General features: G+C 57.5%; 24 protein-coding genes. 20 read left to right on the forward strand and 4 right to left on the reverse strand.

All coding sequences use genetic code 11. The features are described from left to right. Positions 1-7: 7 nt before the first annotated feature. From ACYVKR_RS12310 to ACYVKR_RS12320, 3 genes are all read right to left on the reverse strand, one after another. On the reverse strand, positions 8-322 hold the full coding sequence (locus ACYVKR_RS12310) for a hypothetical protein (RefSeq protein ID WP_460481199.1): 315 nt from the start codon (positions 320-322) through the stop codon (positions 8-10). A gap of 120 nt (positions 323-442) precedes the next feature. Further along, complete coding sequence (locus ACYVKR_RS12315; RefSeq protein WP_460481200.1) at positions 443-1249, reverse strand: hypothetical protein; 807 nt, start codon at positions 1247-1249, stop codon at positions 443-445. Positions 1250-1258: 9 nt separating this feature from the next. After that, positions 1259-2002: a S24 family peptidase gene (locus ACYVKR_RS12320; RefSeq protein ID WP_460481201.1), complete on the reverse strand. Its 744-nt coding sequence runs from the start codon at positions 2000-2002 to the stop codon at positions 1259-1261. 108 nt (positions 2003-2110) lie between these two features. Here ACYVKR_RS12320 and ACYVKR_RS12325 point away from each other — a divergent pair, with 108 nt between their 5' ends. The 17 genes from ACYVKR_RS12325 to ACYVKR_RS12405 all read left to right on the forward strand — a co-directional run bounded on the left by ACYVKR_RS12325 (position 2111) and on the right by ACYVKR_RS12405 (position 10523). After that, the gene (locus tag ACYVKR_RS12325) at positions 2111-2356 is read left to right on the forward strand and encodes a YdaS family helix-turn-helix protein (protein WP_460481272.1); all 246 of its coding nucleotides are present in this window, start codon (positions 2111-2113) and stop codon (positions 2354-2356) included. After that, positions 2346-3125 (forward strand): hypothetical protein, encoded by a 780-nt coding sequence (locus ACYVKR_RS12330; RefSeq protein ID WP_460481202.1) that lies wholly within the window; start codon positions 2346-2348, stop codon positions 3123-3125. Before ACYVKR_RS12325 ends, ACYVKR_RS12330 begins: the two co-directional genes overlap by 11 nt. A 197-nt stretch (positions 3126-3322) precedes the next feature. Then, entirely contained in the window at positions 3323-3553 is a 231-nt protein-coding gene (locus ACYVKR_RS12335; protein ID WP_460481203.1) for a hypothetical protein, read from the forward strand. Between the two features lie 436 nt (positions 3554-3989). Next, on the forward strand, positions 3990-4259 hold the full coding sequence (locus ACYVKR_RS12340) for a hypothetical protein (protein ID WP_460481204.1): 270 nt from the start codon (positions 3990-3992) through the stop codon (positions 4257-4259). Then, a complete protein-coding gene (locus ACYVKR_RS12345; protein ID WP_460481205.1) occupies positions 4256-4417 on the forward strand; it encodes a hypothetical protein in 162 nt (53 codons plus the stop codon). The genes ACYVKR_RS12340 and ACYVKR_RS12345 overlap by 4 nt, the downstream gene beginning before the upstream one ends. After that, positions 4418-5182, forward strand: a complete 765-nt coding sequence (locus tag ACYVKR_RS12350; protein WP_460481206.1) for a hypothetical protein — start codon at positions 4418-4420, stop codon at positions 5180-5182. Between the two features lie 5 nt (positions 5183-5187). Beyond that, entirely contained in the window at positions 5188-5550 is a 363-nt protein-coding gene (locus ACYVKR_RS12355) for a hypothetical protein (RefSeq protein ID WP_460481207.1), read from the forward strand. Continuing rightward, positions 5528-6493, forward strand: coding sequence for a P-loop NTPase family protein (locus ACYVKR_RS12360; protein ID WP_460481208.1), 966 nt, complete (start codon positions 5528-5530; stop codon positions 6491-6493). Before ACYVKR_RS12355 ends, ACYVKR_RS12360 begins: the two co-directional genes overlap by 23 nt. Beyond that, complete coding sequence (locus ACYVKR_RS12365; RefSeq protein ID WP_460481209.1) at positions 6490-6654, forward strand: hypothetical protein; 165 nt, start codon at positions 6490-6492, stop codon at positions 6652-6654. Before ACYVKR_RS12360 ends, ACYVKR_RS12365 begins: the two co-directional genes overlap by 4 nt. Continuing rightward, entirely contained in the window at positions 6654-7163 is a 510-nt protein-coding gene (locus ACYVKR_RS12370; RefSeq protein WP_460481210.1) for a hypothetical protein, read from the forward strand. The genes ACYVKR_RS12365 and ACYVKR_RS12370 overlap by 1 nt, the downstream gene beginning before the upstream one ends. Before the next feature lie 279 nt (positions 7164-7442). Beyond that, positions 7443-7730, forward strand: coding sequence for a hypothetical protein (locus tag ACYVKR_RS12375; protein ID WP_460481211.1), 288 nt, complete (start codon positions 7443-7445; stop codon positions 7728-7730). Continuing rightward, positions 7727-8086 carry a hypothetical protein gene (locus ACYVKR_RS12380; RefSeq protein WP_460481212.1) on the forward strand — a complete coding sequence of 120 codons (360 nt, stop codon included), beginning with the start codon at positions 7727-7729 and terminating at the stop codon, positions 8084-8086. The genes ACYVKR_RS12375 and ACYVKR_RS12380 overlap by 4 nt, the downstream gene beginning before the upstream one ends. Further along, on the forward strand, positions 8079-8492 hold the full coding sequence (locus ACYVKR_RS12385; protein WP_460481213.1) for a NinB/YbcN family protein: 414 nt from the start codon (positions 8079-8081) through the stop codon (positions 8490-8492). The genes ACYVKR_RS12380 and ACYVKR_RS12385 overlap by 8 nt, the downstream gene beginning before the upstream one ends. Continuing rightward, the gene (locus tag ACYVKR_RS12390; protein WP_460481214.1) at positions 8489-9049 is read left to right on the forward strand and encodes a recombination protein NinG; all 561 of its coding nucleotides are present in this window, start codon (positions 8489-8491) and stop codon (positions 9047-9049) included. The genes ACYVKR_RS12385 and ACYVKR_RS12390 overlap by 4 nt, the downstream gene beginning before the upstream one ends. Then, on the forward strand, positions 9049-9492 hold the full coding sequence (locus ACYVKR_RS12395) for a hypothetical protein (protein ID WP_460481215.1): 444 nt from the start codon (positions 9049-9051) through the stop codon (positions 9490-9492). The genes ACYVKR_RS12390 and ACYVKR_RS12395 overlap by 1 nt, the downstream gene beginning before the upstream one ends. Before the next feature lie 254 nt (positions 9493-9746). Beyond that, entirely contained in the window at positions 9747-10058 is a 312-nt protein-coding gene (locus ACYVKR_RS12400; RefSeq protein ID WP_460481216.1) for a Gp49 family protein, read from the forward strand. Between the two features lie 93 nt (positions 10059-10151). Further along, on the forward strand, positions 10152-10523 hold the full coding sequence (locus tag ACYVKR_RS12405) for a hypothetical protein (RefSeq protein ID WP_460481217.1): 372 nt from the start codon (positions 10152-10154) through the stop codon (positions 10521-10523). A gap of 206 nt (positions 10524-10729) precedes the next feature. On the opposite strand, the gene ACYVKR_RS12410 is transcribed toward ACYVKR_RS12405, so the two are convergent. Continuing rightward, positions 10730-10924, reverse strand: a complete 195-nt coding sequence (locus ACYVKR_RS12410; protein ID WP_460481218.1) for a hypothetical protein — start codon at positions 10922-10924, stop codon at positions 10730-10732. Between the two features lie 26 nt (positions 10925-10950). Between ACYVKR_RS12410 and ACYVKR_RS12415 the strand changes: the two genes are divergently transcribed. From ACYVKR_RS12415 to ACYVKR_RS12425, 3 genes are read left to right on the forward strand one after another with little or no spacing between them, the layout of a single operon-like run. Continuing rightward, positions 10951-11589 (forward strand): putative metallopeptidase, encoded by a 639-nt coding sequence (locus tag ACYVKR_RS12415; protein ID WP_460481219.1) that lies wholly within the window; start codon positions 10951-10953, stop codon positions 11587-11589. 30 nt (positions 11590-11619) lie between these two features. After that, the gene (locus ACYVKR_RS12420; protein ID WP_460481220.1) at positions 11620-12084 is read left to right on the forward strand and encodes a DUF2280 domain-containing protein; all 465 of its coding nucleotides are present in this window, start codon (positions 11620-11622) and stop codon (positions 12082-12084) included. Next, positions 12071-13357, forward strand: coding sequence for a terminase large subunit domain-containing protein (locus ACYVKR_RS12425; RefSeq protein ID WP_460481221.1), 1287 nt, complete (start codon positions 12071-12073; stop codon positions 13355-13357). The genes ACYVKR_RS12420 and ACYVKR_RS12425 overlap by 14 nt, the downstream gene beginning before the upstream one ends. The last annotated feature ends 3 nt before the right edge of the window (positions 13358-13360 follow it).

Raw genomic sequence — 13360 nt, forward strand, 5'->3', positions numbered from 1 at the left:
TCATTGCTCATTGCTCTGGTGTCTCAAGATAGTTCTGCAGAACCTTTACGAGATTCTCTACTTGCGATCTATTTAATATATATGTCCCAAGCGCCACTCTCTCCATTGAAAAATTCATGTCTTTATTAGTTCCTGTTGGAACAAGCGAGTCTGCCATGAATGTTAGTGAGTACGAAAACTCTGGTGAGGTGGATGGGGATTTTCTGGACCCAAGTTTTGCTGCGGCGACCTTGTCAACATGTGCAGATGTATAGTTAGGCCCTTTGACTACCTTGAACTCAGCAGATTCTAGTTCGGATATTTTCTCTTTGAATGCGGTCATAATTACTAATTATATGCAGTGTTAATTGCAAACTTCAACTTGAGTGGATTGTTATTCGTATTTTTGATTTGTGCCTTCTGTATGCGTCCCTCAAAAGTCCTTGGCGCCGGCCTTGGCTTGCTATTCTGAAATCTCTTTCGTAGCAAATATTTCGCCGGTTCCTCGATCAGCCACAATGACCTGTTGAAGGTTAAAAACTAGTGCAGGCCCTTCCCAATTGACATCAACTGGGTCAGAGATGGTGGCGGGACTCGGATCACTTACATGTCCCAGGAACGGAGAAGTCAATTTCCCTGCATAATAAATATCCGAATTTGTCTTTGCTCTCCGCGCTTGTTCTGGCGTGACGCCCTTGGTAGCAATAAAGATGCTGCGCGTCCTATCAAAGCCTTGATTTGCGAACGCAATGGCGCATGTCTTGAAGCGTAGTTCTTCAACCCTGACAGTGGCGCCAAAGGCATTTGAAGCCTTGTAGTATCTTGGTCTGGATTCAGATATTTCAACCGATTCCCAGTTGTATACCTTCAAGGCTCCATCTCCAGCAAAAGCTGATGATTGCCTAATTCCTATCTCAACAGTCAAGGTTTCACTGTCGGCGTCATATTTGATATCCGGACGAAGTTTTCCATTACGTCTAAATGCAAGCGTGCTATCGAGGGAAGTTCCGCCCACAAGCCGCTCTGAAGCCAGCCCTGCAATGCGATCTTTATACTTCTCGGTTGACTCAAACTCGTCTTTTTTGAGATTAAGCCTCTTTACAGCAGTTGCTGCGGCATAACAATTATGGCCTCGATACCCTGATTCCAGTTTTGTTATAGATGCATCAAAAGGATTTTTGTCAAAATCCTTCTTGCTTGGGGCGTTAGCTTGCGCGGCTGCATTAGCTGCAGCCAAAGCGGTGATTGCAATTATCAGAATTCCATTCATAATTTATTCCTATAGCTTTCGACCGTTCCACGCCCATACAACTCGGCCAAGCACAATAGTTTGCGACTCTCCATTTAATAATCCAGTTGTTTTTACTGCTGGATTATCGCTGGTTATATCCCATCCTGATCCATCATAGCGCTCCGTTACGCGCTTTATGAATATTCGCCGGCTGGTTCTTAGTACATACACCCCATCGGCACCCGATGGGTCTCTGGCCTCCGTATCAACTAGCAGAATGTCGCCGTCTGAAAATGTGGGCAACATGCTGTCGCCATAAGCATGTATGAAGCGCAGTGCGCCATGACGAGCCGCTCTAAATCGCTTAAGCGCCCATCCCTGGTCAAGTTCTATTTGGCCGACAATAACGTCTTCATGTAGCTCATTCTCGCCATCTCCCATGCTGCCTGAATTGGCAAGAAGCGGAACACTGATTGATGGCTGCCCGGGGATTGGTGTCGGGCTAAGGCTGGGGATTACAACAGGCTGAACCGCCTGTAGTGGCGTTGTAGCGTCCGGAGAGTGCTCAGTGTCCATCCAGCCTTCTGGCTTTTTGCAGCCCTTCTCCAAGCGGCGTGCAGTGATGTTCCCCATCTGCCTTGGCTTGCCTGTTTTGAGGTCTAGCGTTTGGTTCTTGATCTGACTGAGGTAGACAGGGCTAGCTCCAGAAATCTCTGCCACCCGCTCCATGGTTCCATGCTCGGAAGCCAGGATGTCAAGATTCTCACGCCGGATAGTTGCTACTAGTTTCATGATTCCGATTGGAAGCGCAACGCTTAAGATCAACAAATAAGCGCAATGCTTGATTGATCCTGGAAATTCGCTTAAGATGCACTCATGCAATTAAGCGAATACACGGCTATGGCGCGCGGCACAAAGTCTGAGCTTGCGCGATCTTTGAGGCTCCCAGCTCAGCTCATTGGGCAGTGGGCCAACGGACTCCGCCCTGTGCCTGTGGCTCGCTGCCTTTCTATCGAACAAGCTACCTCCGGCGCCGTAACCCGCCGCGACCTCCGCCCCGACGACTGGATGCTGATCTGGCCCGAGCTGGCAGTTTCCGCTGATGCTCGCCCCTCCACCCAGCAGGAGGCCGCTGATGCTGCGTAGCACGACTTCCTCACGCCTTGACGCTTGCAAGAAGGCTGCGGCAACCACCAGCTGCGCATCCTGCGTGCGCGTCAACTTCATCGAGGCCGACGCCGTTACGCCGATCTGCTCACGTGGGTTCGGCTGTGTTGTTCGGCCTATTGCAATGGATGCCGACTCCACTGGCGAGCGAGCGATCCCCGCTGCCGACAACGCAGTGCTCGTTGAGCAGTTGGTGTGGCCGCAGCTAGCGGACTTCGATGTGGCAGTCGCTGACTTCTGCCGCGCGCATGGCCAAGTTCCATCAACTGCCAGGCTCAACGACGCCGCGTCCCGGGATGTAGGTTCTGCCATCAGGGAAGGCTTGGTGCTGAACCCTGCAGAGGTGACAGCTGAAGTGCCCGTACCCGTTGTGGATGAGAACGCTCTTCTTGCCATTCTCGAGGCACGTCTGGCAGACGAAATGCGGGGGCTCGGACTGTCGCTCCGTGAGTTCGCTTTGCGGACGAAGGCGATACGCGAGGAAATCCCCAAGAGTGCCAAGTTTTGCAAGCTCGTAGCGGGCTTTTTCCCGCTCGCTGCTTTCCAGCTCGCGGACGCGCTCCTTAGCGAGACGCAGGGCTTCACCTTCAAGGACGACGGCGCTTTGTACCTCAAGCAGCTTGGTCTGGAGATCGAGGATTTTGTCCGTGAGCTCGATCTTGAGGGCCGCAAGTTTTTGGCCGTCGCGTTCGTTGACAAGAGCGGTCGCAATGTTCTTGATGGCACTGCCAACGGGGATGAGTTGTGAAAGCTCAGCAAGCATTTTTGTCTGCCCTCCAGGGGGTCGCTGGTAAAGGTTTCGTCACCACCAGCATAGCCCAAGGCAGGGCAGGCACCCCGATCCCACTTCCTTGGGCAAACACACACCAGGCACCGCTGATCGGGATCGCATAGCCCATCTTCAACAGATTCAGTTTCAACCACCACCGAGAGAAAGAGAAAAACATGACGTACCGCAACCGTGCTCTTGTTCGCAAGCCCAGTTGCATGCTCCGCGCCAACGAAACGGAACAGGCTGATCTCGACTTCCTGGTCGATGAATACGGCGGCGGTGAGCCGTCGGCTGTGTTGCGCGAGATCTTGCTGGAGGTTGCTAGGCAGAAGCGTCATGAACGGAATTCTCTGTCCCATCGTCGGCTTGACAGAAACGCCTTTGGTTCCCTCATGGCCGCTTAGCCGCGGCCAGCCTTTCCTCAACCTCCCAAACCTATGTAGATACCAATGCATCACACCGAGACTGCTCTTGACCTGTCTACCGCGACGAATCAAGAGCTGGAAGCTATTAATTCGAGAGCAAAGAAGGATGGGGTTTCATTCGATGAGGCCGCCAAACGAATGCTCCTCGAACACGCTGCACAGCTTCGCGCCAAGGGTCGATTGAACCCAGTCGCAAAGCTGTTCCGTTTCTGGACGGACAACAAGGAGTAACTCAAGAGTTGCTATGAACGCCTTCCGCATTCCAACCCACTCCATCGCCCTGAAGCTGCCCCAGGCCAAGGTAACCACCAACACAGCCCCTTGTCCTCGGCAGCAGAGCTACCGAATCACCAACCGCCAGACCGGCGAACAAGACCGACTCCGCATCCAAGCATTACGAAAGGCAAGCATCTAAATGAACCTGATCCAACGATTCCTGGCGCTGTTCTCCCGCCGTGCATCCATGCCTGCGGCACCTGTGCAGAAGCCTCGCAAGGCTGCTACGACGGCCGACTTCGTGCTGATGCGCCTGCGCCTGTTTGGTGATGCCACTTCGTCGGAGATGGCTGAGTCCATCAATGCGAACGTCGGCACGGTCACCAACGTCTTCACGCAGCTCAAGCGCGAAGGAAAGGTCGTGGCCAAGGGCAAGGACGGCCGGGAAGTCATTTGGGGCCTGGCATGAGCCCCAAAGAAAAACGCCTGCGGCTTTTGGCGAAGCGAGCAGGCGATCTATTCATGTCGGCTTACCTCGGCGGCAACCGAGAGAGAGCCTATTTCTTTTTGCGAAAGATGAACGCAATTCTAAAGATGGTTCAACAGCTTGACAAGGGGGTTGCGTAAATGGCCAACCAATGGCTCAGGTTGTGGCACGACATGCCCACCGATCCGAAGTGGCGCACGATCGCGCGTCACGCAAAGCAGCCCCTGTGTTTGGTGCAGGCTGTGTACCTTCATCTTCTGGTTGATGCGTCACGCAACGTCACGCGCGGTCACGTAGATGTCACGCCAGAAGATTTGGCAAGCGCACTCGATGTGACAGAAGACGAGATTCAGGCTGTTCTGACCGCCATGGAGGGCCGCGTGCTGTCCGCTGGCGAACTCTCTGGATGGTCCAAGCGGCAGCCTAAGAGGGAAGATGCAGGCGACGATGAAACTGGCGCAAAGTCTGCTTCTCAGAGGAAGCGTGAGCAGCGTGAACGCGAAAAGCTGACCTCTGGCTCTCCTGAAAATGGAGCATGTCACGCTGAGTCACGCAATGTCACGCTAGATAAAGATAAAGATAAAGAATACCCCCTTACCCCCGTGACGGGGGAGGGCGGCGTCACGCCACTGCGCGAATCCCTGTTTGACGAATTTTGGAAGGCGTACCCGAAGCGAGTAGGCAAGGACGCCGCCCGCAAAAAGTTCGACCAGCGCAAGTTCGCCCGTGGCGACATGCCGAAGCTGTTGGCGGCGATCAAGGCGCAGGCGCAGTCGGAGCAGTGGCGCAAGGACGGCGGGCAGTACATCCCCAACCCCGCGACATGGCTCAACCAGGGCCGCTTTGACGATGAAGTGGCGGACGGCGGAGTAACGCAATCGTCACCGCTGGGGACGTTCGTATGAGGGGCATGGACGAACTCCGAGCGATGCGCCGCCTGGGCTACAAGCCAGCCGCCGCATTCGTGACCGATGCCAGCGACAAGCTGTCCATCCTCAATGCCGAGCGCTGGCAAGACGAGCCGAATCGCTTTGACCAGGGGCGCTTCTACGCCGAAATCCAGCTCGATGAAGCCGATGTGCCGGAGCAAGTGGATTTCCGGCCTCTGGTTGGCCTGGACGTGCATATCCACGGCTTTCGCAGCGATTCCCGGACCACCCGAATTTTCAACGTCATCAAGCGCATCAAGCCAGCGCTGCTGATTGCAATCCTGGACCAGGGCCACCTGTTTTTCACGAAGGAGATTGGTGATGAGCTTCATTCTCACGCCTGACGATATCGATTTCTCGCAGTACGAACGCGAGACGGAGCCCATGCAGAAGGTCAAGCCTGCCGGCATGTACGTGCAGGAACTGATCGACCGGCTGCGCAACCCACCGCGGCCGAACCACCGGTACATGCCTTGGGGCAAGACCTACAGCCTGTTCCAGTTCCGCCCGGGCGAGGTGACGATTTGGGGTGGCGCCAACGGCAACGGCAAGTCCATGGTGACGGGCTTTGTCTCGCTGGGCATGCTGGCCCAGGGTGAGCGCTGCTGTATCGCATCGTTCGAGATGAAGCCCATTCGCACGCTGGAGCGGATGGCGCGGCAGTTCTCAGGCTACAACCCGATGGACCCTGCATTTGCCGGCAGCGCTGAGGCGACCAAAGCACTGGTGAACGTCTATGGCGAGTTTCAGGGTTGGACCGATAACCGCCTGTGGCTTTACGACCAGCAAGGCACGGTGACTGCCAAGCAAGTCTGTGCTGTGGCTCGCTACTGCGCCAAGGAGCTGGGTGTGACCCAGATGTTCATCGACAGCCTGATGAAGTGCGTGCAGGGCGAAGACGACTACAACGGCCAGAAGGCATTCGTTGATGAGCTGACTGCCATCGCCCGCGATCACTCGATCCACATCCATCTGGTTCACCACATCAAGAAGCCCGCGAGCGAAGACCAGAAGCCTGGCAAGTATGACTTCAAGGGGACCGGTGCAATCACCGACCAGGTGGACAACGTGATCGCCGTGTGGCGCAACAAGCCGAAGGAGCGCAAGCAGGCGGAGGGGAAGCTGGTCGAGGCCGATGAGCCGGACTGCCTCCTGATCTGCGACAAGCAGCGCAATGGCGAATGGGAAGGGACCATCGGCCTGTGGTTCGACAAGGCCAGCCAGCAGTACCTTCCTGGCCCCGGCATGGCACCCATGGAGATGAGCGTCCCTGGAGGCATGGCATGACCGGCGAAATGTTCACCTTGCCCAGCGGGGCAATCATCAAGGTTGGCACTCTGATCGCTGGCACCCAGGACGACTGGAACTGCAGCTACCAGAGCAAGCATCAGGACCATGCGGTGACGCTCCGTGGCGACTTCCTGCGCAAGTATGGGGATCGCTGGTGATGGCTGAAGTCACTCTGAAAACCATCTACGACCGCTGTGATGAGGTCGGCGAATGCTGGATTTGGCGCAATGCGACGGACTCCAATGGCTATCCGATCATCAAGATCGACGGCAAGTGCGTACTGGTGCGCCGCGTTGTCCAGGAGTTGAAGGGAGAACCTGCGGCCCCTCGCCAACCGGTGGCCACCAAATGTGAGGAGCGCGGCTGCTGCAACCCTGAGCATCTGCGCCTGTCCACCGTCAAGAAGGTTGCCATGCGGGCCGCAAAGCGCGGAGCGTGGTCATCGCCGACTCGTTGCGCCAAGGTGGCTGCAGCCAAGCGCGCCAGTCCTGATGCCAAGCTCACCATGGACAAGGCCATGGAGATTCGTCTGAGCGACAAGACCAGCAAGGCGCTGGCGTCCGACTATGGCGTGAACGTGAGCGTCATCAAGGGTATCCGCCAGGGAACGATGTGGCGGGACTACTCCAGCCCGCTTGCTGGTTTGGGAGAGTGGAATGCCCGCTGACAACACCCTAAGCCAGTCCCCCAGCCCTGTCCACGGTAACGGAAACGCTTCGTACCCGTGCAGCAAGGCAGATGTGCCGCCTGGAGGCCCTGGCTTCATCAACTACGGCTACTGCCGCACCAGCCTGGACAGCGCTGCTGGATCAACCGATCCCCGCTGCCCCAAGGACTGCAAGCACAAAGCACCGGCCACTGTGGTCGAGCAATTCAACCAACTGTTCCTGCAGCAGGGCGCACAAGCCGCGGCTGCATGGGCGAAGGATCAACGAGGAGTCACGAAATGAACTGCAAGGAAGGCGACATCGCGTTGTGCATCAAGGGCGAGCATGCCGGAAAGGTGTGCGAAGTGGTTGCTCGCGGTAATAGCTATTGGGAGATTCCTACTGGGCGATTGCTCGACGGATGGCATGTTGCATTCCCCCGCGAGGTTCAGTGGGGACAGGTACATCAGCCCGATATGGCTGCCGAGGGATGGTATCCCGATGAATGGTTGAAGCCGCTCCGAGGTGGAGATGGCGAAGACGAAACCCTGCATTGGGCTCCTGCGCTGGTGAAGGAGGTTGTATGAGCAAGTGCCAATGCACCTTCGCCCAGCGCGCCACCGGCGATGGCTGCCGCTACTGCAATCCGCAGGAGTTCATCGACCGACTGCTTGACTCGGCAGACGAAGAAGGCACCCAGGCCGCAACCGGAATTGAAGCACTGGTATGTGCTGATATCGCTCGCCGCCAGGAGTTCGGGTTGGGTAAATACGGCACGACCGTGGCGGAGAACCCGCTCGAGCTGCGCGCATGGCTGCAACATCTGTACGAGGAGCAGCTAGATGCGTGTGTTTACACGCGCCGCGCCATTGAGGAGCTGGACAAGATCATGGGCTCCACGGGGATGCTCACCCTTCCAGTGAAGGAGATGAGCCATGGCTGAGCGCCTCGAAATCGACCTGTTCAATCGACAGCAGACCAAGGTGGCGCTGAGGGAGCTGCTATTCCCTTTCCTGGGAAGCGTCCTACAGGGTAGCGGTCGTTGGGTTCTGACAGTCACCCGCCGCAAGCGCACTAAGGCACAGAACAGGCGTTATTGGGGAAACGGTGTGCTGTCCCAGATCGCGCAACAAGCCACCACACCAGACGGCAGGCTGTACAGCGCTGAGAGCTGGCACGAAGTTTTCAAAAGGATGTTCATCGGCATCGAGGAATTGCCCAATGGCGAAGTCATCGGCAAAAGCAGCGCCGACCTCACGACAGCCGAATTCTCCGAGTTCTGCGCCAAGGTGGAAGCCTATGCCGCCTCGGAACTGGGCGTGACGTTCTATGACCTGGAGGGCCGATGAAGTCATTTAACCCCAAGCCCCGCCCATGCAAGGCCTGCAGTAACTCTTTCGTTCCGGCCCGCCCGATGCAAACCGTCTGCTCCCCGCGCTGCGCCGCCCGCAAGGTGAAGCAGGACAAGGCGGAGGAGCGCGCCCAGGTGCGCACCCGAAAAGAGGCTATCAAGACGCTTCCAGCCCTCAAGGCAGAGGCGCAGGCCGCTTTTAACGAGTTCATCCGTATTCGGGATGCTGGTAAGCCATGCATCTGCTGCGGCCTGCCGCTGGGTGAGGGTGATGTGGGCGGCGCCTACGACTGCGGCCACTACCGCTCAGTCGGCAGCGCGCCCCAGCATCGGTACAACGAACTCAATGCTCATGCACAACGAAAGCAGTGCAATCGCTGGGGTGCTGGCAGGGCGGTCGACTACCGGGTTGGACTGATAGCCAGGATCGGCCTGGAAGCCGTCGAGGCCCTGGAGGCTGACAACGCCATCAAGAAATGGACTGCCGAGGATCTGCGGGGAATCCGCGATCACTACAAAGCCAAGGTCAAGGAACTGAAGAAAGAGAGAGCCTGATGATTGAAGAACGCTACCTGTCCGCAACCCTGGCTTCCTGCCTGGCAGATGAATCGCACTGCCTGGGTCAGGTCGACGTAATCAAAGCCAGCGGCATGAGCGCCCGGAACATGGCCGCCCACTACCTGCGCTTGATCTCCAAGCCGACCAAGGACGACATGCTGCGGGTCTATGCAGGACTGCTGCGCGTGGTGCAGGATCGCCAACTGCCCGGCGGGACGGATTCCATCGTGGCCGCTATCCAGTGGTTGATGGACCCCCGCTGCAAGGTCTGCAATGCCAAGGGCGTCATCACCAAGAACGACAAGGAGCACACCTGCCCAAAGTGCAGGGGAGAGCGCTTCCGCAAGGAGCCCGCCTGCAGGACGGCACAGATCCTGATCGACTACGTGAAGACCTGCCGTTCGGCTCATGGCGGGCGCATGTTTAAGCTTCTGCAATAAATGCTTGTAGCCCGCCTGAATCTGTGGTAACGTGCAGTCTGCGTTAGTTTGATCATGAATCAGTTTGGGCTGTACTTAGGTCTCCCTTGATTCAGCTGGAACATCCCATGGAATCCATGGCAGGCCCAAGATGATCAAGCACGCCCGAATAGTCCCTCGACAAGACTGGGTGCTGGGCCAAAGCTCTTCACCAACCCCAAGCCCTGATTGCTCACGCAGTCGGGGCTTTCTTTTTTCCGCATCACAAGGCCGACATGAACGACGACGCAATTGAGCAACAAATTCAAGCGAAGGGGCTGACCGCGCCGCGTGTCACCCTGGCCGATCTGAATGCCAACATCGTGCACACCGAGATCGTGAAGCATGTGGCGCCTAGTGGGCAGATCCTGCGCTGGGCTGTTCTGACCACGCGCAGCGGTTTCGCCGTCACGGGGCGTCCGTCTGCCAGTGTGTCGGTTGAGAACGACAACGCGGAGATTGGCGAGGGCGTGGCGATTGAGAACGCTCGGCAGGAACTGTGGCCATTGATGGGCTATGAGTTGCGCTCCAGGCTGGTCAGCCAGTAATCAGTTTCGCCGCCACCAGGCGCATCCCCCAACCACATGCCTTTGCGCAATGGGATGCTAGGCCTGCGTGGCGGCACCTCTTTGGAGATAGCCATGAGCATCAGAAAGAAGCTGGCCTTGTGGCTGTGTCCGGAGTTGGAGCAGTCAATGGAATTGCGGCTCTCTATGGCAGAGCTCAAAGGGAGTGTGCATGCTATTGCTGCGGCCACTGCTGAGAATGCTCGGCACGCGAAGGCTGCTGCAGAAAAGCTGGACAAGGTGAACGCCAAGGCGGATGCCGCTCCATCGCTGGAGCAAATCTATATCGACTGGCGACGAGACATTCGGTTAGCCAGCGAGAAGCTCGCGAAAGAGCGAGCAGACACAGCTTGGCGAACCGAGGTGCTTGATCGCCTGCGCTCCATCGACAACACGCTGACCGCTGTCACCGAGGGTGGTAACGCCATGCGAGTAATCGCCCTCTGAATCAAAGAATCTGACCCCGGAGCCAGCCCGGGCCACGCGAGAGAGGTTTGATCGCGTGGGTATCTCCACCACAAGCTGTTAGGCGCTGGTACAGCGAACGGCATCCCTCAGCCCGTGTGGGTAGGCCGATGAGGGAAATTGCGGCGTATCGATGACCCTCAGCAAGGCGCGTTGATGCGGTTAGGGAGCGTATTGGACGTTGGGAGTTAGCGGCGCCAAGTTGCTGATGGATCAATCGGCCCGCCGCCATACATGATGGCAAACGATCCAACGCAGACAGCAGCCCAAATCCAGAATGCCACTGATTGAGCCTTCTCACTCTTTGGCCAGAAGAGCTTTGCCACACCAAACAGAATGCCGCCCAGCACGGCCGCACTCACAATAAGGGCGAAGCTAATCATAAGATTCTGTAACATATGGTGATTCTATGGCAAAGCCAAAGAAGGCCGAGCCGAGGGCTGATGAACTGATCGGCAGTCGCCCATATCCCCCGATGGGTCTGGAGCGCTACACCCCCGCTGATGGGGTAGCCGAGTGGGTTCAACGCGAAATCCTGGCCGAGGATGGTGGGATACACAACCCTGACCATGCGCACCTGATAGACGCTGACCTGGTGTTCCTCTGGGCGCCCGGCGGATTCGTCAAGGCCATGAAGACCGTGATCGGTCAGGCTGAGGAAGTGATGATTCGATCAGGTGGTTGGCAGAAGGGCCGGCAGGAGCAGCAGTTCCATGACTGGTTCGGCCGAGTGCCTGCATTCATGATCACCTTGGATGCGGCCTACTGTTCGCAGTGCTCGGATGCCGAATGGTGTGCCCTGGTGGAGCATGAGCTTTACCACGTCGCCCAGGCTCTGGATGAGTTCGGCAGTCCCAAGTTCACCAAGGACGGAGTGCCCAAGTTGAAGATCCGCGGGCACGACGTCGAAGAGTTCGTGGGTGTGGTCAAGCGCTACGGACCATCTGGCGAGGTGCAACGCCTTGTGGAGGCTGCGAACGCTGGCCCAGAGCTGCGGATGGGGAACATCGCTCACGCATGCGGCACCTGTATACGGATTGCGGCATAACCTTTACCTCCTTTATACGAAAGCCCGCATATGGCAAAGCTCAGTGAGGCGGAAAAGCGCTTCATTGTGCAAGCGCTGGCCTGCTACGACACGCCGACACAGGTGGTTGAGGCGGTCAAAGAGGAATTTGGCACGGTGCTTGAGCGCGGCCATGTTGGCTGCTACGACCCGACCAAGGTGGCCGGGAAGGACTTGGCCAAGAAGTGGCGCGACCTATTCCATGCAACTCGAGAGGGGTTCAAGCGTGAGGCTGCGGAGATACCAATTGCACAGCGCTCCTATCGCTTGAGGGTTTTGCAACGCATGGTCACCAAAGCCGAGTCCATGAAAAACATGCCTCTGGCTCTGCAAATGCTGGAGCAGGCGGCGAAGGAGTGCGGCGACATGTACGTGAACCGCAAGCCTTTGGATGGTGATGGCAAGGGGGGCGATGCTCCCCAGCCTGTGAGGGTCGTCGTGCAGGTGCAGGACGCAAGCGCCGATGCAGACGGTTAGCCCGCGCCTCAACATTCCCCAGTCTCGCTTCCTCGCTCTGCCGCACAAGTTCCGCGCCTTCGTGGCGGGGTTCGGCTCAGGCAAGACCTGGGTGGGGTGCTCTGGTCTGTCGGCGCATGCGTGGGAGTTTCCGCGCATCAACGCCGGCTACTTCGCTCCGAGCTACCCACAGATTCGAGACATCTTCTTTCCGACCATTGAGGAGGTGGCGCACGACTGGGGACTGAGGACTGAGATCCGGGAGTCGAACAAGGAGGTTCACCTCTACTCCGGTCGGCAATACCGCACGACCGTGATCTGCCGATCCATGGACCGGCCTGAGTCCATCGTTGGCTTCAAGATCGGCCAAGCGCTGGTGGACGAGTTGGACGTGATGACCAGGCAAAAGGCTGAGCAGGCCTGGCGCAAGATCATCGCGCGGATGCGCTACAAGGTGGACGGGCTGAAGAACGGCGTGGACGTGACAACAACTCCGGAAGGGTTCAAGTTCACGCACCAGCAGTTTGTCAAGGCGCTGCAAGACAAGCCGGAACTGGCGAAGCTGTACGGCCTGATTCAGGCCAGCACCTTCGAGAACGCGAAGAACCTGCCGGCCGACTACATCCAGTCGCTGTTCGACAGCTACCCCAAGCAGCTGATCGACGCGTACCTGCGTGGCATGTTCGTCAACCTGACCTCCGGCAGCGTTTACCCCGACTTCGACCGCAGGCTGAATCACAGCTTCGATTCGCTGCAGGGAGGCGAGCCGGTCATGTTGGGCATGGACTTCAACCGCCTGCACATGGCTGCAGTGGCCTATGTCCTGCGGGATGGCTGGCCGGTGGCAGTGGATGAGATCACGGATGGGCGAGACACGCCCTATATGGCGCGCCTGTTCAAGGAGCGCTACCAGGACAAGGGCCACGCTGTCACGGTGTACCCCGATGCCTCAGGACAGAACAGCAGCAGCAAGAACGCCAGCGAGTCAGACCTATCGATCCTTCGAGAGCACGGGCTGACGGTTCGGGTGAATGGCTCTAACCCAGCGGTGGCCGACCGCATTAATGCCGTGAATGCCCTGATCCTGAATGGCGAGGGCATCCGCCGCCTGAGGGTCAACACCTTGCGCTGCCCGAAGCTGACTGAAGCTCTGGAGCAGCAGGCATATGACAAGAACGGGCTGCCTGATAAGTCTAGCGGCGTGGATCACGTGATCGACGCAGCGGGGTATCCCATCGCGCACATGTGGCCCATCGTCAAGAAGGTGGCCACTGTCCAGCAGTTCCGCTGGTAAGCA

It is taken from the genome of Comamonas humi (assembly GCF_054782535.1).